Consider the following 23,538-nt stretch of genomic DNA (forward strand, 5'->3'; position numbering starts at 1 on the left):
AGATCAACAGGATCGGCAGGCCATCCGGTCCCCTAGAGCCGGGGGAGGAGCTCGGCCACCGAGGGGAAGACGGTGTCCGGGCGGAAGGGGAAGCGTTCGATGTCCTCGGGCTGGGTGATCCCCGAGTGGACCAGCACCGTATACAGTCCCGCCTCCATGCCGGCGACGATATCGGTGTCCATCCGGTCCCCGATCATCGCGGTGGTCTCCGAATGGGCTTGGATCCGGTTCAGCGCGGAACGGAACATCATCGGGTTCGGTTTGCCCACCACGTAGGGCTGCCGCTCAGTGGCCTGGCTGATCAGGGCGGCGACGGCCCCGGTGGCCGGCATGACGCCCTCGGGGGAGGGGCCCGTGGCGTCGGGGTTGGTCGTGATGAAACGGGCGCCCTGGGAGATCAACCGGATCGCCCGCGTAATGGCCTCGAAGGAATAGGTGCGGGTTTCCCCCAACACCACGAAATCGGGGTTACGGTCCGTGAGGATGAAACCGGCGTCGTGCAATGCCGTGGTCAGTCCCGCCTCGCCGATGACGAAGGCCTTGCCCCCCGGTGATTGGCGGCGGAGGAACTCGGCGGTGGCCATGGCCGAGGTCCAGATGTTTTCCTCGGGGATCACCAGGCCGGCGGCTTCCAGACGGGCGCAGAGATCGCGCGGGGTGTAGATCGAATTATTGGTCAGCACGAGGAAACGCTTGGAGGTGGACACCCAGCGTTCGATCAACTCGGCAGCGCCGGGTATGGCCTTGTTCTCGTGGACCAGGACACCGTCCATATCGGTGAGCCAGCATTCAATATCGGCGGGGGTGCGGTCGTCGGTACTCATTCTCAGCCTCTTTTGCCTCGTGGTGGTTCCACGGTTCACGCTATCCCGTCAGGGGAAGGGGCGCCGTACCGGGGCTCACAGCCACCTGTTGTGCTTGAACACCACGTAGAGACCGACGCTCAGCCCCACCATCAGCGCCAGGGCCGCCGGATATCCCCAGACAAAGGCAAGTTCGGGCATATGGGTGAAGTTCATCCCGTAGATGCTGCCGATCAGACTGGGAGCGAAAAGGATGGCGGCCCAGGAGGAGATCTTCTTCATTTGTTCGTTCTGGGCGACCCCCGCCTGGGCGGCCTGCTGGGAGACGAGGGTCGCCGACAAGGACAGGGCGTTGGTCAGCAGGGCCCTGAAGGAGGCGATGCGTTCTGAAACACGGATGGCGTGATCCTGGACGTCGGCGAACCGGTGGTCCAGTTCGAGCAGCTGCTCGTCCCGGGCGACGGCCGGTGCCGGTCGGCCGCCGGGCCCCACCGGCTGCCCGCCGGCCAGGTCCCGACGCAGGATGGACAGGATCCGTTCCAACGGTACGGTGGCCCGCTGCAGTTCGATGACTTCGCCGGAGAGCTCGTAGATCCGCCGGGACACGTCGGGGGTGCCGGAGAAGAGCTGGTCGTCGATTTCGTCGATGTCGTTGGAGAGTCCGTCGACGACCGGCTCATATTCGTCGACGACCTGGTCGAGCACCGCATAGAGCACGGCTCGCGGGCCCATGGCCAGCAGTTCGGGTTCCTCTTCCATCCGGTGGCGGACCCGGGCCAGGTCGGGGGATTCGGCGTGGCGGACCGTGACGACGAAGTCCTCCCCGATGTAGACGTGCAGCTCCCCGAATTCGACCTTCTCGGTGGCGTCCAGATAGCGGGCAGGCCGCAGCACCAGCAGGGAATGGTCCCCATAATGGTCCAGCTTGGCCCGCTGGTGGCCCTTCAGGGTGTCCTCGAGGGCCAGCGGATGCAGTTCGAGCTCCTCGGCCACGGCCCGCAGTTCTTCTTCGGTGGGCCGGTAGAGTCCGAGCCAGGCCATCCCCTCGTGCTCGCGCAGTCGCTGCATCGTATGCCCCAACTGCGACGGATCGTGCACCCGGCGTCCGTTGACGTAGATCCCGTTATCGATAATGGACATGACCACCTCCAGCGCATATTCTGCCATCTGCGCCGCCGACCGGCGTGCCCTGCGTGGCGCGGCGGACGCACTAGGCTGGGGCGGTGGACCAAACATCGCAAGAACCTGCCGCCCCACCACGCCCGGACGCGCTTCCGGCCACCGAAGCCGACGCCGCGGAACGACCCGAAGTCGGTGTGGGCCCCTGGGAAGGGCAATGGCCCGAGGGGGAGCATTGGGATCCGGAATTGCTGCGTGAGGGGGACCGCCGCAATGTCGGGGACCGGTACCGGTACTGGTTGCATGAGGCGATCGTCGCGGACCTGGATACCCGGCGCCATGATTTCCATATTGCCATCGAGAACTGGCAGCACGATATGAACATCGGCACCGTCGTACGCACCGCCAACGCCTTCCTGGCCAAGGAAGTGCACATCATTGGACGACGCCGGTGGAACCGTCGTGGGGCCATGGTCACCGACCGCTACCAGCATGTGCGCCACCATCCAACGGTGGAGGAATTCGTGCAGTGGGCCCAGGGAGAGGGCCTAGCCATCATTGGCATCGACATCTTCCCGGATTCGGAGCAGTTGGAGACCTATGATCTGCCCCGCAATTGTGTGCTGGTGTTCGGGCAGGAAGGCCCGGGGCTCAGCGACGAGGTTCACGCGGTGGCGGATACCACGCTGAGCATCGAACAGTTTGGTTCCACCCGCTCCATCAATGCCGCCTCCGCAGCTGGGATCGCCATGCATGCCTGGATCCGGCGCCACGTCTTCGGACAATTGCCGGTCTAGACGTATCGCTGTGCCGCTTCCGGTGGGATTCTTGACCTAGTAAAGGTCGTGCCCCCACCAGGGAGGTGGACGATGTCCGTACCGGCTGGGCCCACTGCAGAGACGGGGAATGTCTCGACCCTGGAACTTTTCTTTGATCTGGTCTTCGTTTTCACCGTCACCCAGGTGACGCAGGTGATCGACCTGCATCCGGACCCGGCAGGAATCGCCCAGGCGATCCTGATCCTGGCGATCCTGTTTTGGATGTACGGAGGATTCGCCTGGTTGACGAACGCCATGGGGACCGATGGCACCCTGCAACGCCTGATCGTCCTGACCGGAATGGCTGCGTTATTCGTCTGCTCACAGGCGATACCCCAGGCTTTTGGCGAGGCGGGCATCGTGTTGGGGATTGGTTTCCTGTTGCTGACCCTGGTGCATCTGGCGGGGTTCTTGTGGTTGCAGGGCCCGCGGGAGGACGTCTCCATCCGACTCGTGGCGCCGGTTAATCTCACCGGCGCGCTGATGGTCCTCGCCGCGGGATGGGTGACCGGGGCGGGGGACTGGATCCTGTTCGGCGGTGCGGCGCTCCTGTTCGCCTCCTCCCATCTGCGACCATCCGGCCACCGTCTGGCGGTCCGACCCGGGAATTTCGCCGAACGGCATGGGCTGATGATCATCATCGTGCTGGGGGAGTCGATTATTTCCGTCGCGCTCGCGGCCCAGTCACAAGAGCTCGACCTCCCGCTCATCACCGGCGGGTTGCTGGGGGTGGCCGCCATCGCCGCCATGTGGTGGGCCTACTTCGTCGGTGATGACGATCTCGCGGCGAAGCACTTCGCTGCGGCGTCCGGGGCGCAACAGTCGTGGATGGCCCGGATCGGCTATGACATCTCGCATCTGCTGATGATCATCGGAATCATTGGTGTCGCGGCCGGCATCAGACTTGATCTGGGTCATCTGTCATCTCCTGCCCCGGTGGTGTCGGCATGGCTCGTCGGCGGTGGGGTAGCCGTGTATTTGGGCGCGACCGGGCTTTTCCGGTGGGCGTTGCAGGTCGGGCCCGCCTGGGTGAGGTTGATTGCGGCGGCCGGATGCCTGGGTACCGTCCCCGTGGGGGTGGGCCTCGGAACGGCGCAGCAACTCGGCGCCGTCGCGGCGATCACCGTGGTGGCCATCGCCGCGGGGCACCGCCGTCGCAGAACTATGGCCGGTACACCTGGACGACCGAGGGGCGTGGTGCCCTGACCTCACCGGGGCCCGGACGGGCCTCCGCAGGGACGTAGTCGGGGAAACGCGAGCGTAGGTCCGTGAAGGAACCGTCCTCGCCCGGGTGTTGGACCGCAACAAAGACCATCGACTCCTCGTCGTGGATGACCGGCCCGCAGGTTTCACCATCCCGGGGGACCGAGAGGAACTGCTCGACCTTCCCGCGGTCGCTGCCCTCCACGGTGACCTTGAACAGGCCGTCGTTGTAGCCGATGCCGCTGGGGGCGCCATCGGTGGAGATCCAGAGGTTTCCGCGGGTATCGAAGGCCACGTTGTCCGGGCAGGAGATCGGACTGACCTTCTCGGCGGGGAAGCCGCTGAAGTACGTCGCGTCCCCCTGCGCCGGATCGCCACACAGCATCAGCAGGTCCCAGGTGAACCGGTCCCCGCTGTGCCCGCCCCGGTGCTCGGTGATCTCCACGATATGCCCGTCCCGGTTTTCGCTCCGTGGGTTGACCTCATCGGCCGCCGCTTGGCCGGAGGTGCCACGCTGGGAGTTGTTGGTGCACGCGACGTAGATCTTGCCGCTTTTCAGGCTCGGTTCCACGTCCTCGCACCGGTCCATCTTGGTGGGCCCGACCTGGTCGGCGGCCAGCCGGGTGTGGACCAGGACCTGCTCAACGCTCATCCCCGGGACATGGCTCGTGCCGTCCTTGACCAGGGGCAGCCAGCGACCTGTCCCGTCGAACCCGCCATCGGAGGGGACGTCACCGGAGCCGTCGATCTCGTCGTCTGAGGCCCCCGTGAAGCGGGCCACGTAGAGGTCGCCCTCGGTCAGCAAGGTCATGTTGTGGTGGCGGTTGTTCTTGCGGTATTTGCGTTTGGACACGAATTTATAGAGGTAGTCGAAGCGTTCGTCGTCCCCCATATAGGCCACGACGTGCCCGTTGTCGGCGACGATGACATTGGCGCCCTCATGTTTGAACCGGCCCATGCTGGTATGTTTGCGCGGCGTCGAATCAGGGTTCTCGGGGTCGATCTCCACGATGTACCCAAAACGGTTCGGCTCGTTGGCGAAGCGTTCCGAGCGGGCGTCAAAGCGAGCGTCCTCCTGCTCCCAGCCCATGGAGGTGGCCTTGTTCTCCAGCCCATAGCGCCGGTCCTCGGGGGAGGTGCCATTGGTGCGGAAGAAGCCATTGAAGTTCTCTTCGCCGGACAGGATGGTGCCCCACGGGGTGGTCCCGCCCGAGCAGTTGCCCAGCGTGCCCTCGACGAAGCGGCCGCGCTGATCACGCCGGGTCTTTACCAGTTCCGAACCGGCCACGGGGCCGGTCAGCTCGAATTCTGTGTCCAGGGTGATTCTGCGGTTCCGTCGCCCGCCCCGGATGTATTCCCAGGGTGTCCCCTTCTTCTGGCGTTCTAGTTCCACCACGCTCAGGCCCACCGCCTGACGGAAGATATTGCGGCGACGGCGCTCCTCGGCGGTGGTCCCCGGGGCCGCCGGGAACATGATGCCCGGGTTGACGTATTCGTGGTTGCACACCAGGACGGCCTTCTTGCCGTTCTTCGAACGGAGGATGTCGGTGTAGTCGTTGTTGTAGCCGAACTGCTGGGCCTGGGCCCGGGGGCTCTGATCATCGAAGTCGAAATCCGGTGTGTGACGGAACAGGGGATCGCCCCAGCGGATGATCGGGGTCCATTCGAAGCCTGCGGGGACATCGAACACGTCGATGGCGGCGTCAACCGGTTTGATGGGGGCGAATTCCAGCCGTCCATGCCGGGCCGGGTGACCGGTGGGCACCGGCCCGGCCATGGCCGTGTCGACCCCACCGAAGGCCACGACGGCTGCGCTGAGGGCTCCCGCCGCACCCAGCCCCAGCGCCGAACGACGGGTCATCTGCGCTGAAACGATATCGCGGAAATATTCGTTCGCGGAGGTGTTGCAGACGGCCTTCGAGCAGGCGTTGTCGCATTTCAGGGCGCAGGTGACCGGGCTGCGCTTGCCGCGCGTGTGGCCGAGCATGGGCAGGAGGGTCCGGTTATCGGGGGTCATCGTGAACCTTTCGGCGGTGGGAACTGGAATCGACTTCACCGTGTCAGCGGCGGGTGAACGCCGGGAGACGGGAATGAGAAATGGGGAAAGACAGGGGTCTTCCATTTAGTCAACCGGCACTTTAGGGTGTGAAGTGCATCACTAGTTACTCGCCAGTAATGTTCGGTTCTTGTCAATGCGTTGTCATTCTGTGCGCCGGTCTCTGGTCCCCCTCAAAAGGAGCGAACATGTCCCCTGTCAGCAAACCCCCCCGTGTCGCAGCACAGCAGGCTGCGTGTGCTGTTCTCCTGTGTTGCCGCCTCCTCGCTATTGTTCGCCGGGCTCGGCCCGGCAGCTGCCGCGGCGACCGCCCCCTCGGATGCCGCCTCCATCGAGAAGACCGATGCCGCCGATCCCGGTGATGTGCAGCGCCAGGAAAAGCTCGAGCAGCTCTCGCGCAGCGTGGACTCAGATTTCTACACCCCACCGGCGTCACTGCCGTCAGCAGACGGGGCTTTGGTGCGCAGCGAACCGGCCGACTTCTTCCTGGATCCGGTCAAGCTCATCCGCCCGGACGCGACCGTGACGCGGATGATGTACAAATCCACCGACTCCCACGGGGAAGCGATGGCCGTCACCGGCACGGTGCTGGTGCCGACGAAGAAGTGGTCCGGAGCCGGTGAACGCCCGGTGATCGGTTACGCCGTGGGCACTCAGGGGCTGGCGGATAAATGCGCTCCCTCCCGTCAGATGGGCGTGGGCCAGGAATATGAGGGGCCGATGATGACGGCCCTGCTGGAGTCCGGCTACGCGTTGGCGATCACCGACTACGAGGGGCTGGGGACCCCCGGTTCCCACACCTTCATGGCGCGAGCCTCGCAAGGCCATGCGCTGCTTGACGGGGTCCGCGCCGCCCAGGACCTGGGAGTGAAAGGCCTCGACGTGGACAACCCGGTCGCCCTCATGGGTTACTCGCAGGGTGGTGGCGCCAGCGCGGCGGCGGCCGAGCTGGCCCCCGAATATGCGCCGGAGATGAAACTCAAGGGAGCCTTCGCCGGTGCTGTTCCGGCCGATCTGAGCGAGGTGGCCGACAGTCTCGATTCCGGGCTCTACACGGCGTTCCTGTTGTTCGCTATCGATGGGGTGGGCACCTCCAACGGTCTGGAACCCGAGTCGTACCTGAATGCCCAGGGCATGAAGGAGATGGAAGCGGCCCGGAGCGAGTGCACGGTCGAAGCCATTGGAAGCCACGCCTTCGTCGATACAACGAAATTGACGAAGAGCGGCAAGAAGCTCAGCGAAGTGGCTGACGAACCCCAGTTCCAGGCGGCGTTGAAGGAACAAGAAATTGGTGCCGGCCGTAAACCTGAGGTTCCGGTCCTGCTCTCCCACAGCTTGCTCGACGACGTCATTCCCTATGCCACGGGACGGGACCTGGCGAAGCGCTGGTGCGCCCAAGGTGTTAACGTCTCCTGGGATGCAACGGCCGGCCCGACCCATATTGGCGGCTATGTCGCCGCCGTCCCGCAGGCCCTGTACTTCCTGAAGAGCCGATTCGACGGTAAACGTCCGCTGTCCAGCTGCTGGCGTCTCTGAGCCCCGTCACACGCTGGTGTGGCTTTGGTCGCATGTCGGTAGGATGGACCTAGCCAACGATGTCTACTCCCAGCCCAACTCATAAGGAGTCAGCATGCCCCTTGCAACCCCGGACAAATACAACGCCATGATCGACGCGGCGAAGGCCGGTTCCTACGCTTTCCCCGCCGTCAACGTGACGTCCTCGCAGACGCTGAATGCCGCCATCCGCGGATTCGCTGAAGCCGAGTCCGACGGGATCATCCAGGTCTCGACCGGTGGCGCAGCCTACTGGTCGGGATCCTCGATCAAGGACATGGTGGTGGGCTCCCTGGGCTTCGCCGCCTTCGCCAAGGAAGTGGCCAAAAGCTACGGCGTGAACATCGCCCTGCATACGGACCACTGCCCAGCAGACAAGCTCGATGGATTCGTGCTGCCGTTGCTGGCCGCTTCCGAGGCGGAGGTCAAGGCCGGCCGCGACCCGATCTTCAATTCGCATATGTGGGACGGCTCGGCCGAAACACTGGAGGAGAACCTCCGCATCGCCAAGGAACTGCTGCCGCGCTCCGCCGCTGCCAAGCAAATCCTCGAAGTCGAGATCGGCGCCGTCGGCGGTGAAGAGGACGGCGTGGAAAACGCCATCAACGACAAGCTCTACAGCACCGTCGAGGACGCACTGGCCACGGTCGAAGCGCTGGGTGCCGGTGAACACGGCCGCTACATCACCGCCCTGACCTTCGGCAACGTCCACGGGGTCTACAAGCCCGGCGGGGTGAAGCTGCGCCCGGAGATCCTCAAGGACATCCAGGCACAGATCGGCGCCAAGCTCGGCCAGGACAAGCCCTTCGACCTGGTCTTCCACGGTGGTTCGGGATCCTCCGAGCAGGAGATCTCCGACGCGGTCTCCTACGGCGTCATCAAGATGAACATCGACACCGATACCCAGTACGCCTTCACCCGCCCGGTCGCCGGGCACATGCTCTCCAACTACGACGGCGTCCTGAAGATCGACGGCGAAGTCGGAAATAAGAAGGTCTACGACCCCCGCGTCTGGGGTGCGGCCGCGGAGACCTCCATGGCCGAACGTATCGTTGAGGCGGCCCGCCAGCTCGGTTCCGCTGGAAAGAGCCTGAAATAATATGAGCGAAGCACTCGGACGCAACCTCTTGGCCATTCCGGAGACCCTTCTGGCTCCGGACGAGGACGTCAACGCGCGCCTCGAAGCCGGCGATGAAGCCGTGGACCTGGCGGCCAGGTTCCCGGCGTCATCGCTGCCGTGGGCGATGCTCGCCGACGAAGCCTACGACGACGGCCGCACCGTCGAGTCCTATGCCTACGCGCGGGTGGGCTACCACCGTGGGCTCGACGCCCTGCGCCAGGCCGGCTGGCGTGGCCAGGGGCCCGTGCCGTACTCGCACGAACCCAACCGCGGTTTCCTGCGCTCGCTCTATGCCCTCCAGCGGGCCGCGGCAGCGATCGGCGAAGCCGAGGAAGTCGACCGGATCGGAACGTTCCTCAACGACTCCGACCCGGCGGCGGCGCCAGCCATCGAAGCGAAGTAGGTCGACTTCCGGCCCCTGCTAAGTAAAGAGTGGACGTTCGTGCCGACCTCATGGTCGACACGAACATCCACTCTTACTTTAACGGCCTCGGCGGCAAGACCCGTGATGACTATGACCCCCGCGGGCGGGTTATTGCCATCACCGACCCGTTGGGTGCCACCATGCGCCGGAGCTATAGCGAAGCGGATGAGGTCGTGGCGGAAACTGATCCGTTGGGCCGGACGACGACGGCAGGTTATGACGGCGCTGGGCGTCAGATGTGGCCGTGCGATCCTCAGCGGTGACCGACAGATCCCGTGGCGCTGTGTCTTGCGCATAGACTCGGTGCGCACACCGCAACGAAAAGGAACGCATTGGCCAAGCTTTATTTCCGCTACGGAGCCATGAACTCCGGCAAATCCACGGGGTTGCTGCAGGTTGCCTTCAACTACGAGGAGCGTGGACAACGCGTTCTGTTGGCCAAGCCGGATGTCGATACCAAGGGCGATGACCAGATCGTCTCCCGGCTCGGCGTCAGCCGTACCGTCGACTTCCTCATCCCGCCCGGGGAATCCGCCGTCGAACTGTTCAACGCCCACGCCGCCGGTGATGATCCGGATGCCCTGCTGGAGCACGTGGACCAGCAGCCGGTGGCCTGTCTGCTCATTGATGAGGCCCAGTTCCTCTCCGCCGATCAGGTGGATGACCTCTTCCGCATCGCCGTGCGGCAGAACGTCCCGGTCCTGGCCTTCGGCATCCGTACCGACTTCAAGACCCGGATGTTCCCCGGTTCGCTGCGGCTCATGGAACTGGCGCACACCCTCGAAGAGCTCAAGACGATCTGTCGGTGCGGGCGCAAGGCCATCTTCAATACCCGGAGGATCGGTGACACGGTGGTCTTCGACGGCGACCAGGTCGCCATCGACGGGCAGGACGTCTGGTACGAATCGCTGTGCGGCGCCTGCTACCTCGAGGCCTCGGAAGGCCGGCTGGGGAGCTGATCCGGCCTGCCCAGGGCCTCAGGGCGATGACCCCGCGCTGCGAAGTCTTCACTTCCGCGTCCACGCAGGGCATGCTGCAGTCATGGGCACCGCAGCGAAGAATGACGAGAACACCGCCTACCAGGCCAGCGAACACATCAGCCTGCCCGTCCAACGCGTCTGGGCCCTGCTGACCGACTTCACCGCGGCACCACTGTGGCTCACCGGTGTGACGGAGATGCACGCGGATGCCCCGCTGGGCCTCGGCGTGGAACTGGAGGTCCGGATGGGAGAGCATATGCGGACCTATACCTTGGCCGGTTTCGCCCCGGAGCGGGAGCTGGTGATCTCCACCGGTGACGGTGATGTGCACACCATCTACGAATATCAGCTATCCCCGGACGCCGGTGGCACACTGCTGACACTCACGGTGCAGGTGGTGATCAGCTCCCAGGTGCCGGGAGATGGTTGGGACATCCGCCGGGCCGTGGCGGATGCCGAATCAAGCCAGCTCCCTGCCTTTAAGGGGTATGCGGAACTCGCCCCCTGAGGTTCGTGGTCCCGATGGCGGGACCGGCGGGGGCTACTGGCCCATGTTGTCCTTGAAGTTCTTCTCGTAGATCTCATCCAGCTGTGGAGCCCAGTCGGATTCGGCCCCGGATAGACGAGTGGCTATTTCGATAGCCAAGTCCGGGTTGGTAAGGACTGTGGTGTCCGAGAAGCCATCCTCTTGGCCCTCTGCGGCATGGATGAGGACGGCGGAGGTCGTCGCGCCGTCGTCGAAACAATGCCAGGCAGCCTGCAGGTCCACCGCCGCGATGCCCCCGGGAATGGGGTTTGCCTTCACGCCGTGCTTGGTGACCGTGGAAACACCGTTCTCGTCCGTTTCGACATCGTCCGCGCATTGGTTGTGCTTCAGGTACCCGGATTCGTCCAGGGCCCGGTTGTATTCCTCATCGGTGGCGAGGTAATACCTGCGGATCTCCACCTCCGCGGCGGCCTGAAGCAGGTCTTCGTCCTGCAATTCGGTGGCGGTGAAGGCGCAACCGGCATAGGTGAACAGGCCATTGAGGCTCATTTCGCCGACTTCGGGCAGCGCCGTGGCGATGCCGTCCAGGGTCTGTTGGTCCAGCAGTCCGTCCACACATGTGGCGGCGTCCACCCCGCTGCGCTTCGAGGCGACCTTCCGGGCCTGGTCCTTCCAGGCTTCGTCGGCGGCTCCTTCGGTGATCACCCCGGTGTCCGGACTTGCTGAGGCCTGTGCTTCGGAACTTTCCGCGGTCCCGTCGGTGCTCGACGAGTCGCTGGGCTCCCCGGCGCCGTCGGCAGTGCTGCAGGCCGTCAGGCCCAAGAGCCCCACGGCGGTGACGGCCATCAGGCGCCGAAGGACTGTGGTGCGTTTGCGTCCCGGCATTGCTGCTGGGGTGTGGCTGGACTGCGAGGTGTTGAACATGCTGTTCCCTTCGACTGCTGAGACCGAACCCGGAAAACCAGGTTCCTCCATCGAAAGTACGGAATTGGTGGCATGGCCCGCAACGGGTCCGGTGACTTCGTTATGTGTTCGACGCTTCGGGATCAAGCCGCCGAAGGAGGGCGGGGGCTACTGGCCCATGTTGTCCTTGAAGTGCTTCTCGTAGGCCGCATCCATCTGCGGGGCCCAGTCCGCTTCCGCTTCGTACAGATGCGTGGCCATGTCGGTAGCCAGGTCCGGCTCGGTGAGGACCGTGGGGTCCGAGAAGCCGTCTTCCTGGCCTTCCGCCGCGTGGATGAGGACGGCTGAGGTCGTGGAGTTGTCCTCGGAGCAGTGCCAGGCGGCCTGTAGCTCCACGGCGGCGGAGGCCCCGGGAAGATTGCTTTCCTTCACGCCGTGCTTGTTGATCGTGGAGACGCCGTTTTCATCCTTTTTGACGTCGTCCGCGCACTGGCCGTGCTTGAGAAATCCGGATTCGTTCAGGGTCTTGTATTCCTCGTCGTTGGAGAGGTAGTACCTGCGGATCTGGACCATCGCCGACGCCTGATGAGGGTCTTCGTCCAGATTGGTGGCGGTGAAGGTGCAGCCGGCGTGAGAGTAGAGGCCACTGAGGTACATCCCCCCGACGTCCGGCAGGGCGGTGGCCACGGCGTCCAGGGTCTTCTGGTCCAAGAGCTCGTCGACACAGCGGGTGGCATCCGCCTCGCTGCCTTTCGCGCCCGCCTTCCGGGCCTGTTCCTTCCACGCCTCGTCAGCAGCACCGGGGTCGATCGCCCCCGTGTCCTGGCTTGCAGATGCCGGTGCTTCGGAACTGCCGGAGGCTCCGCCGGGGCTCGATGATGCACTGGCCTCTCCGGCGCCATTGGCATTGCTGCAGGCTGTCAGGGAGAGGAGTCCGACCGCGGCAACGGCGAGCAAGCGGGGGCCGGCCGAGCGGCTTACCGGGGCGGATGAAGCTGTGGCGTCGGCGCGGCGACGGGTGGTCTGCGAGATGTTGATCATGCTGTACCCCTTCGAAAGTGCTGAGACCGAACCCGGAGAACCTGGTTCCTCCATCGAAGGTACGGAAACAGTTGCGAGCCCACAATGCACCCGGTTGCTTCGTTATGCGTTCGACGCTTCGCGGGCCGGGAGGGCGCCGTCGAGGATGACGACCAAACCCCAGGCGAAGGCGTCGGCGCCCAATTGGGGGCCTCCGGGGATCGAGGGGTCCGTGGCGGCGAGGGCCGCGAGTTTGGCGTATTCCTGTCCTGCGGCGACGGAGCCCAGGATGTGGTTGAGGATCAGATGCTGTGCCCAGGCCGAATGCGCCGGGGTGATGCCGGCGGTCTCGAGCAGGTCACGCAGTCCGGTCAGCGGGAGCAGGGCCGCCGGTTGCATGGATTGGGCCAGTTGCACCACTTCGGCGCTGTCGGGCACCGGCAGGAGGGCCGAGCGGATGGCCGTGGCCACCTCGATGATTGCCGCGCGGGATGCGGCGGCCTCGTCGGGGGAGGTGGTGTTGGTTGGGGCTGGGAGCGCGATCCCGCCCAGCAGGCGGGCGGCGACATCAACGAGCAGGTCCTGTTTATTCTTCACATGCCAATACAGGGCGCCGACCTGCACCTCGAGTTCCCGGGCGAGGCGACGCATGGACAGGTCGGCCAGACCGAACTCGGTGAGGATGCCGACGGCGGAGCCCACCACCTGTTCCCGAGTCAACGCCATGCCCGTAGTCTACGGTGCCTCCACCGTTGCTGAACACCGTTCAATTTATTGTACGCTGGATCGACTGCACCGCTGAACGGTGTTCAAGTATGACTCATGAGGGAGACGCAACGTGGCAATGCCAACAGGAACACCCGAGGCCCAGAGTGCTGAACCGACCGATGGGCAGTGCGTAGCCAGCGGGACTCCGGGGGGATGGCACCGCGCCGTCGACGAGGTGGTCGCCGGACGCAGGCTCGACGCCGCGGGGGCGGCAACCATCCTGGCCACTCCCGACGAGGAGACCCTGGCGCTCGTCGGTGCCGCGGGTGAGCTGCGCCGTCGTCATTTCTCGAACACGGTCAAGGTCAACTACCTGGTGAACCTGAAATCGGGTCTGTGCCCCGAAGACTGCACCTACTGTTCCCAACGGCTGGGCTCCGCCGCCCAGATCCTGAAATACACCTGGATCGACGCCGATGAAGCGGTCAGGCAGGCCGAACTGGGCATCCAAGGCGGCGCCAGCCGCGTCTGCATGGTGGCCAGTGGCAAGGGACCGGCGAATCGCGACGTCGACCGCGTCGCCGGAATGGTCGGACAGCTCAAGGAACGCAACCCCGAGGTGGAGGTTTGCGCCTGCCTGGGAATCCTGAAATCCGGCCAGGCCGAAAAACTGCGCGACGCCGGGGTCGACGCCTATAACCACAACCTGAACACCGCCGAATCCAAATATGAGGACATCTGCACCACCCACGAGTTCTCCGACCGGGTCGCCACCGTTCAGGCCGCCAAAACGGCAGGACTCTCCCCGTGCTCCGGACTTATTGTCGGCATGGGCGAAACCGACGAGCAGCTCGTCGAGGCCGTCTTCGCGCTACGCGATCTGGACGCCGATTCCATCCCCGTGAACTTCCTCATGCCCTTCGATGGCACGCCGTTGGAAGGGACCTGGGAACTGACCCCGCTCAAATGCCTGCGCATCCTGGCCCTGGTCCGGCTCGCGGCACCGGCCTCCGAAGTCCGGATGGCCGCGGGACGCGAAATGCATTTGCGCTCCCTGCAGCCGTTCGCCCTGCAGGTCGCCAACTCGCTCTTCCTGGGCGACTACCTCACCAGTGAAGGCCAGGAGGCCGAAGCGGATCTGGCCATGATCGCCGATGCGGGCTTCGAGGTCCTGGGCGCTAGTAGGGAAAACGTCGGGGCGAACCCGACCATCCGGCGTCGTGGTGCCGGGACGGAAGTGGCCCCCAACGCATGAGTGAGAACCACACCGGCACTGCTGCGCCCACGTTGCTTGAACGGGACGCGGGCCTGCTCTGGCACCCCTATGCGAACCTGGATGCCGGGGCGCTGTACTGCGTCAACTCCGCCGCCGGCAGCCAGCTGGAACTCGCGGGCCCCGGAGGCAGCCACCGGGTGATCGATGGGATGTCCTCCTGGTGGTCGGCAGTCCACGGCTACAACCATCCGACGCTGAACGCCGCGGCCCACGCCCAGATCGAGGACTACAGCCATGTCATGTTCGGTGGGCTCACCCATGCCCCGGCGGTGGAGCTGGCCGAACGCCTGCGGGCGGCGGCCCCACCCGGGCTCGAGCATGTTTTCCTGGCCGATTCCGGATCGGTCAGCATCGAGGTGGCGTTGAAGACCGCGGTGCAATACCAGGGGGCCCGCCGCCGTGCCGGCCGCCACCGTTTCCTGGCCCTGCGGGGCGGCTACCACGGCGACACCCTCGGGGCGATGGGTGTCTGCGACCCGGTGGATGGCATGCATTCGGCCTTCCCCGGTCTGGTGGCGGATCATCTCTTCGCCTCCCGTCCACCTCCGGCCCGCTTCGAACCCGACGCCGGGAACGCGGAGGGCGGGATATGGGCCTATGACACCGAGGCACTCGAGGCCTGGGAAGGACAGGTCCGTCGACAGGTGGCCGAAACGACCGACACCCTGGCGGGAATCGTGGTGGAACCGGTGCTCCAGGGTGCCGGTGGCATGTACGTCTACCCACCGCAGGTCCTGCGGATCCTGCGAGCCATCGCCGACGAGGAGGATCTGGTGTTCATCCTGGACGAGATCGCCACCGGCTTCGGACGCACCGGAAAGTACTTCGCCGGCGAATGGGCCGGCGTCGTCCCGGATCTGATGTGCGTGGGCAAGGCGTTGACCGGAGGCTACGTGACCCTGGCGGCACTGCTGGTCGGGCAGAGAGTGGCCCGCGTCATCGCCGCCTCCGATACCGACACGATCCTGCATGGGCCGACGTTCATGGGCAACCCGCTGGCCTGCCGCATCGCCGCCGCCTCGATGGACCTGCTCGCCATCCCGGACGCAGGCGGGGCCCCCGCCTGGAAGATGGCGGTTACTGCCCTGCAGACCGGTTTGCACACCGGACTGCAACCGGCCCTGGAGCTGGCCTGCGTCAGCGACGTCAGGGTGCTGGGAGGCATTGGCGTCATTGCGTTGGACCGGCCCGTCGACGTCACCGCGCTCACCCACGCCGCCGTCCGGGCCGGTGCCTGGGTGCGCCCCTTCAGGAACCTCGTCTACCTCATGCCGCCCTACGTCGCCGAGCCGGAGGAGCTCTCCCGTCTCTGCTCAGCGGTGACCGGGGCGCTCGCCGAGGTCCACGCATGAGCGCGTGGCAGCAGTGGCTCCAGGAACGCGCCCGGGTCCGCGAGCTGCGTGGATTGACCCGCGCCACCGACGAAGCCACCGGGCTCTACGATCTGGCCTCCAACGACTACCTGGGCCTGGCCCGCGACCCCCGTTTGGTCGGGGCGGCGCACCGGGCGACCCGGCGCTACGGGACCGGCGCCTCCGCCAGCCGCGTGGTCACCGGCACACATCCGGTGCATCGGGAACTCGAAGGCGGGCTCTGCCGGCTGACCGGCAGGGACGAGGCGCTGGTCTTCTCCAGCGGTTACCTGGCCAACCTGGGGATCCTCGGCGCGCTCGGCGGACCCGGCACGCTGCTGGTGGTGGATGAGCAGGCCCATGCCAGCCTCATCGACGGGGCACGACTGGCCCGCAGCCCGCTGGCCTGGACCTCCCATCATGGCGTGCAGGAAACCATCGACCTGCTGGCGAACCGCAGCCAACCGCGGGCCGTGGTCGTCGTGGAATCCGTGTATTCCGTCGGTGGGGACGCCGCCCCACTGGCCGAACTCGCCGCCGCCTGCCGTCAGTACGACGCCTTGCTGCTGGTCGACGAGGCCCATTCACTCGGTGTGGGCACCGCCGGTGGGGCCGTACGGGCCGCCTCGCTGGGCGGGGACCCCTCGGTGGTGGTCACCGCGACGCTGTCCAAGGCGCTCGGTGCCGCCGGCGGGGCCGTTCTGTTCGGTGGGGAGCCAGCAGGAATGTTGCGCACCCACTTGGCCAGTACCGCCAGAAGCTTCATCTTCGATACTGCCCTGGCCCCCGGCTGCGCGGCGGCCGCCGGCGAAGCCGTGCGGATCCTGGAGGAGGAGCCCGTACTGGCCGGGCTAGTCCCGGAGCGCGTGGGGATGATGACCGACACGCTGGGCCGGCTGCTGCCTGCCGGGTCGCGGTCGGGGCAGAGGAACCCGGCCGAGGCCGGGGTCATCGAATCCGGGGCCGGAGCGGTGGTCTCCCTCCGGGTGGGCTCGGCCGAAACGGCCACCAGCATTGCGGCCGAACTGCGTGAAGCCGGGATCGCCGTCGGATGCTTCAGACCGCCCAGTGTCCCGGACGGGGTGTCCCGCATCCGGTTGACGGCCCGGGCCAACCAGCACCCCGAAGAGCTGGAGGACGCTCTGGCCACGGTGGCCGCCACCGTGTCACGCCATGCCGGGGTTCCTGCGTGAAAACCGCCGACTACTTCACCGTCACCGACCCGCAGCAGGTGCGCGAGGTTCTCGAGCGCACCACGGAATTCCTGCCCACCAATGCCCTGACCGCCGTCGAACCCCTGGGGCCGGAGGCGCTGCGTGTCCTGGCCCAGGTCGGCTTCGCCCTGCCGCCGGTACTGGCCTCGGCCGTGGGGGACGAACATCTGCGCGTCAGGAAGATCGTCGCCGGGTTCTTCAGCCCGGCCAAGGTCGCAGCCGTCGCCGACCGGGTTGCGTCGCTGACCCGCGAACAGGCAGCCGAAGCCCGGTCCACGCTGGAGAAGGGGTCTCCCGGGGATCTCGGCGAACGCGTGGGCGGGATCCCCGCGCAGATCATGTGGAAGCTCATCGGGGTGTCGGGACCGCCACAGGAATCCTTGCGGCGGTGGAGTCGCGACTCGTTGGAACTGTTCTGGGGGTGGCCCGGGACCGGCCGCCAGGTCGAACTCGCCCACGGTGCCGCCGAATTCTATGCCTGGCTCAAGCAAGCGGTCACCGCCAGCGTGGGCAGGGAGAACCTGTTCGGGGTCCTGCATGCGGCGGGGCTGGGGGGACGGCAGATCTGTTCGCTGGGCTACTTCCTGGTCATCGCCGGACAGGAAACGACGGCGTTGTTGATCAACACCGTCCTCTACCGCGCCCTGGCCGATCCCGGTGCCTGGGCCGATTGCGCCGGAACCGACGGACTGGCGGCCAGCAAGCGTCTGGTCCGGCGGGTGCTGGCGACCGAATCCTCGGTCCCCACCTGGCGACGCAGAACGGTGGAGGGGGCCATGCTGGGTGGCCGTCAGCTACCGGCGGGGGCCGAGATCCTGCTGGAACTGACCGGTCACCACGACCCGGAGACGGTGGCCGACGGAGGCGCAGGCTACGGGCTGGCCTTCGGTCACGGATTGCACCGCTGCCTGGGCGCCCGCCTGGCCGAACTCGAAGCGGGACTGGTGCTCCACGAGGTGGCCAGCACCCTGCCGGATGCGGTGCCTTCCGGCCCCGAGCCCGAGTGGCTGCGGCTGCTCTCCTTTCAAGCGCCTCGGCGAGTCCAGGCACGGATCGATGGAGGAACATGAAGATCCTGATGGTCACCGGAACCGATACCGGTGTGGGCAAAACGGTCGCCACGGCGGCGTTGGCCGCCCGCTGGCAGCACGAGGGGCTGCGTGTGGGCGTCTATAAGGCGGTGCAGACCGGAATCCCCGCCACGGGAAGCGGGCCGGAGCCGGCGGATATCTCCGAGGTGCACCGGCTGGCCGGGGAAGACGTCGTCGTCCGGGAGGGGATCCGGCTGCCCCTGCCCTTGGCCCCGGTGCCAGCGGCCCGGGACGCGGGGGTGGCGCTACCGCCGTTGAGCGAGCATGTGGCCACGATCCGGGACCTGGCCTCGAGTGTGGACATCGTCCTGGTCGAAGGCTCAGGGGGACTGCTGGTGGAACTCACCGCCGCCGGGGAAACCCTGGCGGACCTGTGTGCCGCAGTGGATGGTGAGCTGATCTTGGTGGCCCGCCCCGATCTGGGCACGCTGAACCACACCCTGCTCACCCTCGAAGCCGCCCACGCCCGCGGCCTGCCGTTGGACGGAGTGCTGTTGGGAAGCTGGCCAGAAGACCCCGGAATCCTCCATGCCACCAACGAGGAGTATCTACGCCACCGGTGCGCCACCACCTCGACCCCCTGGCTCGGGCGCATCCCCGGGCGTGCGGGCTCACTGTCCGGACGTCGATTCCGGGCCGGGGCCGTCCACTGGCTCTGCCCGGAGGTCACCACCGCTTCATGACTGGTCCATTATGTGGAAAAAGTCGCATGTTGGCAGGCACTTGGGTAACCTTGATGCGTAAGAGCCCCTTTCACTCTTACGCTCCAGCCCGATTTCTGGGCGGGGTACGGAGGACAGGGGCGTTCTTGTGTCCGGCACCGCCGGAACCCGGCGCAAGCCGGCCGCTGACCCACGCAAGGGGGAGGATCCCATGCCAGCAATCGTGATCGTCGGAGCCCAATGGGGTGACGAGGGAAAAGGCAAGGCCACTGACCTGCTCGGAGGCCGCGTCGACTACGTGGTCAAGCCCAACGGCGGCAACAACGCCGGGCATACCGTCGTCGTCGGCGGCGAGAAGTACGAGCTGAAGCTCCTTCCCGCGGGCATCCTTTCCCAGAACGCGACCCCCATCATCGGCAATGGCTGCGTGGTGAACCTGGAAGCCCTGTTCGAGGAGATCGACGGGCTCGAGGCCCGCGGTGCCGACACCTCGAAACTGCGCATCTCGGCCAACGCCCACCTGGTGGCTCCCTACCACCAGACCATGGACAAGGTCACCGAACGGTTCCTGGGCAAACGGGCCATCGGCACCACCGGGCGTGGCATCGGCCCCGCCTACATGGACAAGATCGGCCGGCTGGGCATCCGCGTCCAGGACGTCTTCGACGAATCCATCCTGCGCCAGAAGGTCGAAGGGGCCCTGCGGCAGAAGAACGAACTGCTGGTCAAGGTCTACAACCGCCGCTCGGTCGAGGTCGACGAGATCGTCGAGTACTTCCTGGGCTTCGTGGAGCGGCTGCGCCCGCTGGTGATCGACTCCACCTTCGTGCTCAACGAGGCCCTCGACGCCGGCAAGGTGGTGCTCATGGAAGGCGGGCAGGCCACGTTCCTGGACGTGGACCACGGCACCTACCCGTTCGTGACCTCCTCGAACCCGACGGCAGGCGGCGCCTCCGTCGGCTCGGGGATCGGCCCGACCCGGATCACCCGCTCGGTCGGAATCATCAAGGCCTACACCACCCGTGTCGGGGCCGGCCCGTTCCCCACCGAGCTCTTCGACGAGATGGGCGAGTACCTGCAAAAGACCGGCGGCGAGTTCGGAGTCAACACCGGACGGGCCCGCCGTTGCGGCTGGTACGACGCCGTACTGGCTCGCCACGCTTCGCGGGTCAATGGCTTCACCGACTATTTTGTGACCAAACTCGACGTGCTCTCGAACATCGAAAGAATCCCGGTGTGCGTGGCCTACGACGTCGACGGGGTCCGCCACGATGAAATGCCCATGACGCAGACCGACTTCCACCATGCGAAGCCGATCTTCGAGTACTTCGACGGCTGGACCGAGGACATTACGAAGGCCAGGACCATGGAGGATCTGCCAGAGAACGCGCGGAACTACATCCTGGCGCTGGAGAAGATCTCTGGAACCCGGATTTCGGCCATCGGTGTCGGCCCCGACCGCGAGCAGACGATCGTGCGGTACGACCTGATCGACGACACGCTCTAAGCTCCGTGGCGGTTCGTCCCGACCCGTTGCCGCACGGCAACAAAACCGTCCGGGCGGACCACCACCACCGTTCCGTCGGGTAGCCCGCGCCGCGGTGACGCACCGAAGGTGTGCAACTCGAAGTCATACTGTTGCGCCGTGATGGCTCCCCGGCCTGCTGCCCGCGGCCCGTAGGCATGGACCTGCCAATGGGCGGAGGCCAGCGGCGCATGGTTATCCTCGCCCGGATTCGTTGCCCCGATCCATGGCAGGCGACGGCCCACCACCGGATCCCGGCGTCGGGCCCGGGCAGGACCACGCAGCGCCTCGGCCCTGACCCGTGCCCCCTCCGTCATCCAGTAGTGGATGCGCAGCTGGGAGACGTAGCCGAAGATCCGGGCACCCAGAGGGCCGCGAGGCACCAACCGCACCAAGACCGGCCATACCAGTGGCATCACGCGGCTACGGATGAACCGGGCCCGCGCCGTGGAGGACGTGACCCGGGCGAAGAGTCGGTCGGTGGTGGCGACCAGCCGCAGGGCCACCGGCCGACGTTCTGCCTCGTAGCGCTCGAGATAGTCCTCGGGCATCCGACCGGACAGGACATCTGCGAGCTTGCACGCAAGATTATGGGCATCCTGCAGCCCGGTGTTCATGCCCTGGGCCCCGATGGGAGAGTGCACGTGCCCGGCATCACCGGCCAGGAAGACCCGTCCGACGCGGAAGGCCTCGGCCACCCGGTGGTGCACCCGGTAGGTCGCGAACCACCCGGCACGGGAGTAGGTCACCCCGAAATCCGTGTCCAGGGCGGCCCGGGCGCGGGACTCGTCGAGGGTCACGGTGTCTGGGCCTGAGGGTTCGGCCGTCGGGGAGGGGCCGTCGGGAACATCGCGCAGGATACCCAGCAATCTGACCCGCCGGGCGCCCGGGGCCGCGTCGGACATGGGAAAGGTCAGCAGGAAGTCATCGCCGGCCAGGCGCACGTTGATGCCCGAATCCGTGCCATGGACGTCGCGGGCGTCGATGACGTAGAAGACCTTCGCGTTGGTCTGGCCGTCGAAGCCGATGCCCAGCTGGCCGCGGGTCGGGGAGGAAGCCCCATCGGCGGCGATGACGTAGCGGGCCCGGAGGGTCTCCCGGGTTTCGCCTGCGGATTCGACGTCAACGTCGACCCCGTCGCCGTCTTGGTGAAGGGCGAGCACCCTGGTGTTCCAGCGCACGGGCCGCCCCCGGGTGACGAGTCGATCTGCCAGGATCCGTTCGTTGGCGTGCTGTTCGAGGATGGTGATCCCCGGATAGGGGGTCTGCCCCTTCCCGATCCGGTTCAGCGGGACCGCACTCCACGAGGTGCGTCCGACCCCCGGACGCATCTCGTTCGCCGGTACCGCCTGGGCCAGCACCTGGTCCACGACCCCTAATTGGGCGTAGATCTCCATGGTGCGGGCCTGGACGCCCAGCGCCCGCGATTCCCGGGTGGGGCCGGCCTTGCCGTCGATGATGACCGCTTCCACACCGAGACGTTCCAGCCAATTGGCCGCCATCAGACCGGTGGGTCCGGCGCCGATGACGCAGACGTCCACGGAGCGGGGGCGGGCTTCCATGGGCTCAGGCTACTCCTGGCTGAGCCCCGCGTCTGCGCCCGTTGCCCCCTTGCCGGTCAACCGGGCCGCGGAGGCGACCCGGAAGGAGGCAATCAGCCCGAGGAGGAGGAATGCCGCAGCGCCGAAGAGGGACCACTGCACCCCCGTGGCGAAGCCCGCGGTCAGGGCATCATGCAACGGACTGGCGGCGTTCACGCTGGAGATCAGGCCGCCAGCGGAATCGCTGAGCCCTGAGGCCATTTTTGTGGCTGTCGCATCATCGGCACCGGCATCGCGCAGCAGACCCATGGTGCTGGCTGCCGTGGCGACGGCCAGGATGGTTCCGGCGATGGCTGAGCCGAGCCCGGAGCCGATCTGACGCACGGTGGACTGGGTGGCCGAGGCCTCGCCCGAGGCTTCGGTGGGGATGTCCCGCAGGACGGTGCCCGTCAGTTGCGCCGACGCCAGGCCGAGCCCCAGCCCGTAGACGACCAGCACTGGAACCAACAGGGCGATGGGCAGGCTGTTGCTGGTGAAGATGGCCAGCACCAGCACGCCGGCGACCTCCAGGGCCAGGCCGAGGATGACCACACGTGCCGCGCCCATCAGATCCGCCAGATGCCGTGCCGCCGCTCCCGAACCGAAGGCGCCCAACGCCATGGCCGCCAGGATCAGGCCGGCGCCGAGGGTGCCGGTCTCGAGCACATTGACCAGGAAGAGGGGCAAGACCAGCAGCAGGCCGAATTCGCCCACGGCGACCGCAGCCGCAGCGGTATTCCCCCAGGAGAACGTGCTGATCTTGAAGAGCTTCAAATCCAGCAGGGCGGCGTGGCCCAGTTTGGCGCGGTGTGCCTGCCAGCCCAGGAACGCCGCGAGGAGTACGACGCCGGCGATCGCCAGCGGAATGACCGGAGAACTGCCCGCGGGCCAGGAAACGGGGCCGATAGCCAAGGGTTGCTGAGGGGTCCACCAGCCCAGAGTGGGGCCCTCGATCAGTGCGAAGACCAGCAGGCCGAATGCGGAGGCGCTGAGCAGTAGCCCGACGACGTCGAATCCCGGAGCCGAATGCGTGTCACTGGTTTCGGGAACGAAGAGCAGGGTGCCCACGAGGACCAGGAGACCGAAGGGCAGGTTGACCAGGAAGATCCACCGCCAGTCGACGCTGGAGGAGAGCCAGCCGCCCAGCAGCGGGCCGACGGCTGCCATCCCCGACATCACGGCGCCCCAGACCCCGAAGGCTGCAGCGCGATCGCGTCCCTGGAAGTTGGCGTTGACGCTGGCCAGGGTGGACGGCAGCACGGCTGCGCCGCCGACGCCCTGGATGGCACGGCCCAGGATGAGCGAGGACGAGGAATCGGCCATCGCGGAGAACAGGCTGCCGGCCATGAACAGCACGACGCCGGCGATGAAGAGTTTGCGCCGTCCGACCCGGTCGCCCAATCGGCCGGCACTGAGTAGCAGGGCGGCCAGCACCACCGAGTACAGGCTGTTCACCCATTGGGCATCACCCAGATCCAGTCCGAGGTCGTCAATGATCGTCGGTAAGGAGACGCCGACGATGGTGCCGTCGAGCACGATCATGGATAGGCCGGCGGCCAGAACGGCCAGGGCGGCCCATTTATTAGGTGGGGGCTTCTTCACGTCGTTAACGTTACGGGTCACACCCACCGAGGCCATCCACC

The 23,538-nt window shown here is 66.3% G+C and carries 22 protein-coding genes; 14 read left to right on the forward strand and 8 right to left on the reverse strand.

The window, feature by feature from the left end:
• Positions 1-32: 32 nt before the first annotated feature.
• Positions 33-824, reverse strand: coding sequence for an HAD-IIA family hydrolase (locus tag CIK75_RS08880; RefSeq protein WP_087000099.1), 792 nt, complete (start codon positions 822-824; stop codon positions 33-35).
• Positions 825-899: 75 nt separating this feature from the next.
• On the reverse strand, positions 900-1,943 hold the full coding sequence (locus CIK75_RS08885) for a magnesium and cobalt transport protein CorA (RefSeq protein ID WP_096224036.1): 1,044 nt from the start codon (positions 1,941-1,943) through the stop codon (positions 900-902).
• A gap of 83 nt (positions 1,944-2,026) precedes the next feature.
• On the opposite strand from CIK75_RS08885, the gene CIK75_RS08890 reads away from it, so the two are divergent.
• Both CIK75_RS08890 and CIK75_RS08895 read left to right on the forward strand, forming a co-directional pair.
• Entirely contained in the window at positions 2,027-2,719 is a 693-nt protein-coding gene (locus CIK75_RS08890; protein WP_096223726.1) for an RNA methyltransferase, read from the forward strand.
• A 72-nt stretch (positions 2,720-2,791) separates the two neighbouring features.
• Positions 2,792-3,946, forward strand: coding sequence for a low temperature requirement protein A (locus CIK75_RS08895; protein WP_096223728.1), 1,155 nt, complete (start codon positions 2,792-2,794; stop codon positions 3,944-3,946).
• Here the strand turns inward: CIK75_RS08895 and CIK75_RS08900 are convergent.
• Positions 3,903-5,960, reverse strand: a complete 2,058-nt coding sequence (locus CIK75_RS08900) for a PhoX family phosphatase (RefSeq protein ID WP_096223730.1) — start codon at positions 5,958-5,960, stop codon at positions 3,903-3,905. The genes CIK75_RS08895 and CIK75_RS08900 overlap by 44 nt on opposite strands.
• Before the next feature lie 252 nt (positions 5,961-6,212).
• On the opposite strand from CIK75_RS08900, the gene CIK75_RS08905 reads away from it, so the two are divergent.
• The 6 genes from CIK75_RS08905 (at position 6,213) to CIK75_RS08930 (ending at position 10,585) form a co-directional block, all read left to right on the forward strand.
• Positions 6,213-7,535 (forward strand): lipase family protein, encoded by a 1,323-nt coding sequence (locus CIK75_RS08905; protein ID WP_158225931.1) that lies wholly within the window; start codon positions 6,213-6,215, stop codon positions 7,533-7,535.
• Between the two features lie 94 nt (positions 7,536-7,629).
• Positions 7,630-8,652, forward strand: coding sequence for a class II fructose-bisphosphate aldolase (gene fbaA, locus CIK75_RS08910; RefSeq protein ID WP_087000125.1), 1,023 nt, complete (start codon positions 7,630-7,632; stop codon positions 8,650-8,652).
• 1 nt (position 8,653) lies between these two features.
• Positions 8,654-9,076, forward strand: a complete 423-nt coding sequence (locus CIK75_RS08915; RefSeq protein ID WP_096223732.1) for a DUF3151 domain-containing protein — start codon at positions 8,654-8,656, stop codon at positions 9,074-9,076.
• 29 nt (positions 9,077-9,105) lie between these two features.
• On the forward strand, positions 9,106-9,360 hold the full coding sequence (locus CIK75_RS08920) for an RHS repeat domain-containing protein (RefSeq protein WP_096223734.1): 255 nt from the start codon (positions 9,106-9,108) through the stop codon (positions 9,358-9,360).
• Positions 9,361-9,429: 69 nt separating this feature from the next.
• A complete protein-coding gene (locus tag CIK75_RS08925) occupies positions 9,430-10,056 on the forward strand; it encodes a thymidine kinase (RefSeq protein WP_096223736.1) in 627 nt (208 codons plus the stop codon).
• 82 nt (positions 10,057-10,138) lie between these two features.
• Positions 10,139-10,585: an SRPBCC family protein gene (locus tag CIK75_RS08930; RefSeq protein ID WP_087000133.1), complete on the forward strand. Its 447-nt coding sequence runs from the start codon at positions 10,139-10,141 to the stop codon at positions 10,583-10,585.
• A gap of 33 nt (positions 10,586-10,618) precedes the next feature.
• Here the strand turns inward: CIK75_RS08930 and CIK75_RS08935 are convergent, their stop codons facing one another.
• The 3 genes from CIK75_RS08935 to CIK75_RS08945 all read right to left on the reverse strand — a co-directional run bounded on the left by CIK75_RS08935 (position 10,619) and on the right by CIK75_RS08945 (position 13,213).
• A complete protein-coding gene (locus CIK75_RS08935; protein WP_096223738.1) occupies positions 10,619-11,488 on the reverse strand; it encodes a hypothetical protein in 870 nt (289 codons plus the stop codon).
• A gap of 147 nt (positions 11,489-11,635) precedes the next feature.
• On the reverse strand, positions 11,636-12,508 hold the full coding sequence (locus CIK75_RS08940; RefSeq protein WP_096223740.1) for a hypothetical protein: 873 nt from the start codon (positions 12,506-12,508) through the stop codon (positions 11,636-11,638).
• 102 nt (positions 12,509-12,610) lie between these two features.
• Positions 12,611-13,213: a TetR family transcriptional regulator gene (locus CIK75_RS08945; RefSeq protein WP_096223742.1), complete on the reverse strand. Its 603-nt coding sequence runs from the start codon at positions 13,211-13,213 to the stop codon at positions 12,611-12,613.
• Between the two features lie 112 nt (positions 13,214-13,325).
• On the opposite strand from CIK75_RS08945, the gene bioB reads away from it, so the two are divergent.
• The 6 genes from bioB (at position 13,326) to CIK75_RS08975 (ending at position 20,297) form a co-directional block, all read left to right on the forward strand.
• On the forward strand, positions 13,326-14,450 hold the full coding sequence (gene bioB / locus CIK75_RS08950) for a biotin synthase BioB (protein ID WP_241895379.1): 1,125 nt from the start codon (positions 13,326-13,328) through the stop codon (positions 14,448-14,450).
• Positions 14,447-15,823 carry an adenosylmethionine--8-amino-7-oxononanoate transaminase gene (gene bioA, locus CIK75_RS08955; RefSeq protein ID WP_096223746.1) on the forward strand — a complete coding sequence of 459 codons (1,377 nt, stop codon included), beginning with the start codon at positions 14,447-14,449 and terminating at the stop codon, positions 15,821-15,823. The genes bioB and bioA overlap by 4 nt, the downstream gene beginning before the upstream one ends.
• Complete coding sequence (locus CIK75_RS08960; protein WP_096223748.1) at positions 15,820-17,016, forward strand: aminotransferase class I/II-fold pyridoxal phosphate-dependent enzyme; 1,197 nt, start codon at positions 15,820-15,822, stop codon at positions 17,014-17,016. Before bioA ends, CIK75_RS08960 begins: the two co-directional genes overlap by 4 nt.
• On the forward strand, positions 17,013-18,107 hold the full coding sequence (locus CIK75_RS08965) for a cytochrome P450 (RefSeq protein ID WP_096223749.1): 1,095 nt from the start codon (positions 17,013-17,015) through the stop codon (positions 18,105-18,107). The genes CIK75_RS08960 and CIK75_RS08965 overlap by 4 nt, the downstream gene beginning before the upstream one ends.
• On the forward strand, positions 18,104-18,811 hold the full coding sequence (gene bioD / locus CIK75_RS08970; RefSeq protein ID WP_096223751.1) for a dethiobiotin synthase: 708 nt from the start codon (positions 18,104-18,106) through the stop codon (positions 18,809-18,811). The genes CIK75_RS08965 and bioD overlap by 4 nt, the downstream gene beginning before the upstream one ends.
• Before the next feature lie 190 nt (positions 18,812-19,001).
• The gene (locus CIK75_RS08975; RefSeq protein WP_096224040.1) at positions 19,002-20,297 is read left to right on the forward strand and encodes an adenylosuccinate synthase; all 1,296 of its coding nucleotides are present in this window, start codon (positions 19,002-19,004) and stop codon (positions 20,295-20,297) included.
• Here CIK75_RS08975 and CIK75_RS08980 read toward each other — a convergent pair.
• Both CIK75_RS08980 and CIK75_RS08985 read right to left on the reverse strand, forming a co-directional pair.
• A complete protein-coding gene (locus CIK75_RS08980; protein WP_096223753.1) occupies positions 20,294-21,877 on the reverse strand; it encodes an FAD-dependent monooxygenase in 1,584 nt (527 codons plus the stop codon). The genes CIK75_RS08975 and CIK75_RS08980 overlap by 4 nt on opposite strands.
• A gap of 9 nt (positions 21,878-21,886) precedes the next feature.
• Positions 21,887-23,497, reverse strand: a complete 1,611-nt coding sequence (locus CIK75_RS08985; protein ID WP_256382355.1) for a DHA2 family efflux MFS transporter permease subunit — start codon at positions 23,495-23,497, stop codon at positions 21,887-21,889.
• Between the last annotated feature and the right edge of the window lie 41 nt (positions 23,498-23,538).

The organism is Glutamicibacter sp. BW78 (assembly GCF_002332245.1).
Taxonomy (GTDB): Bacteria; Actinomycetota; Actinomycetes; order Actinomycetales; family Micrococcaceae; genus Arthrobacter_H; species Arthrobacter_H rhombi_A.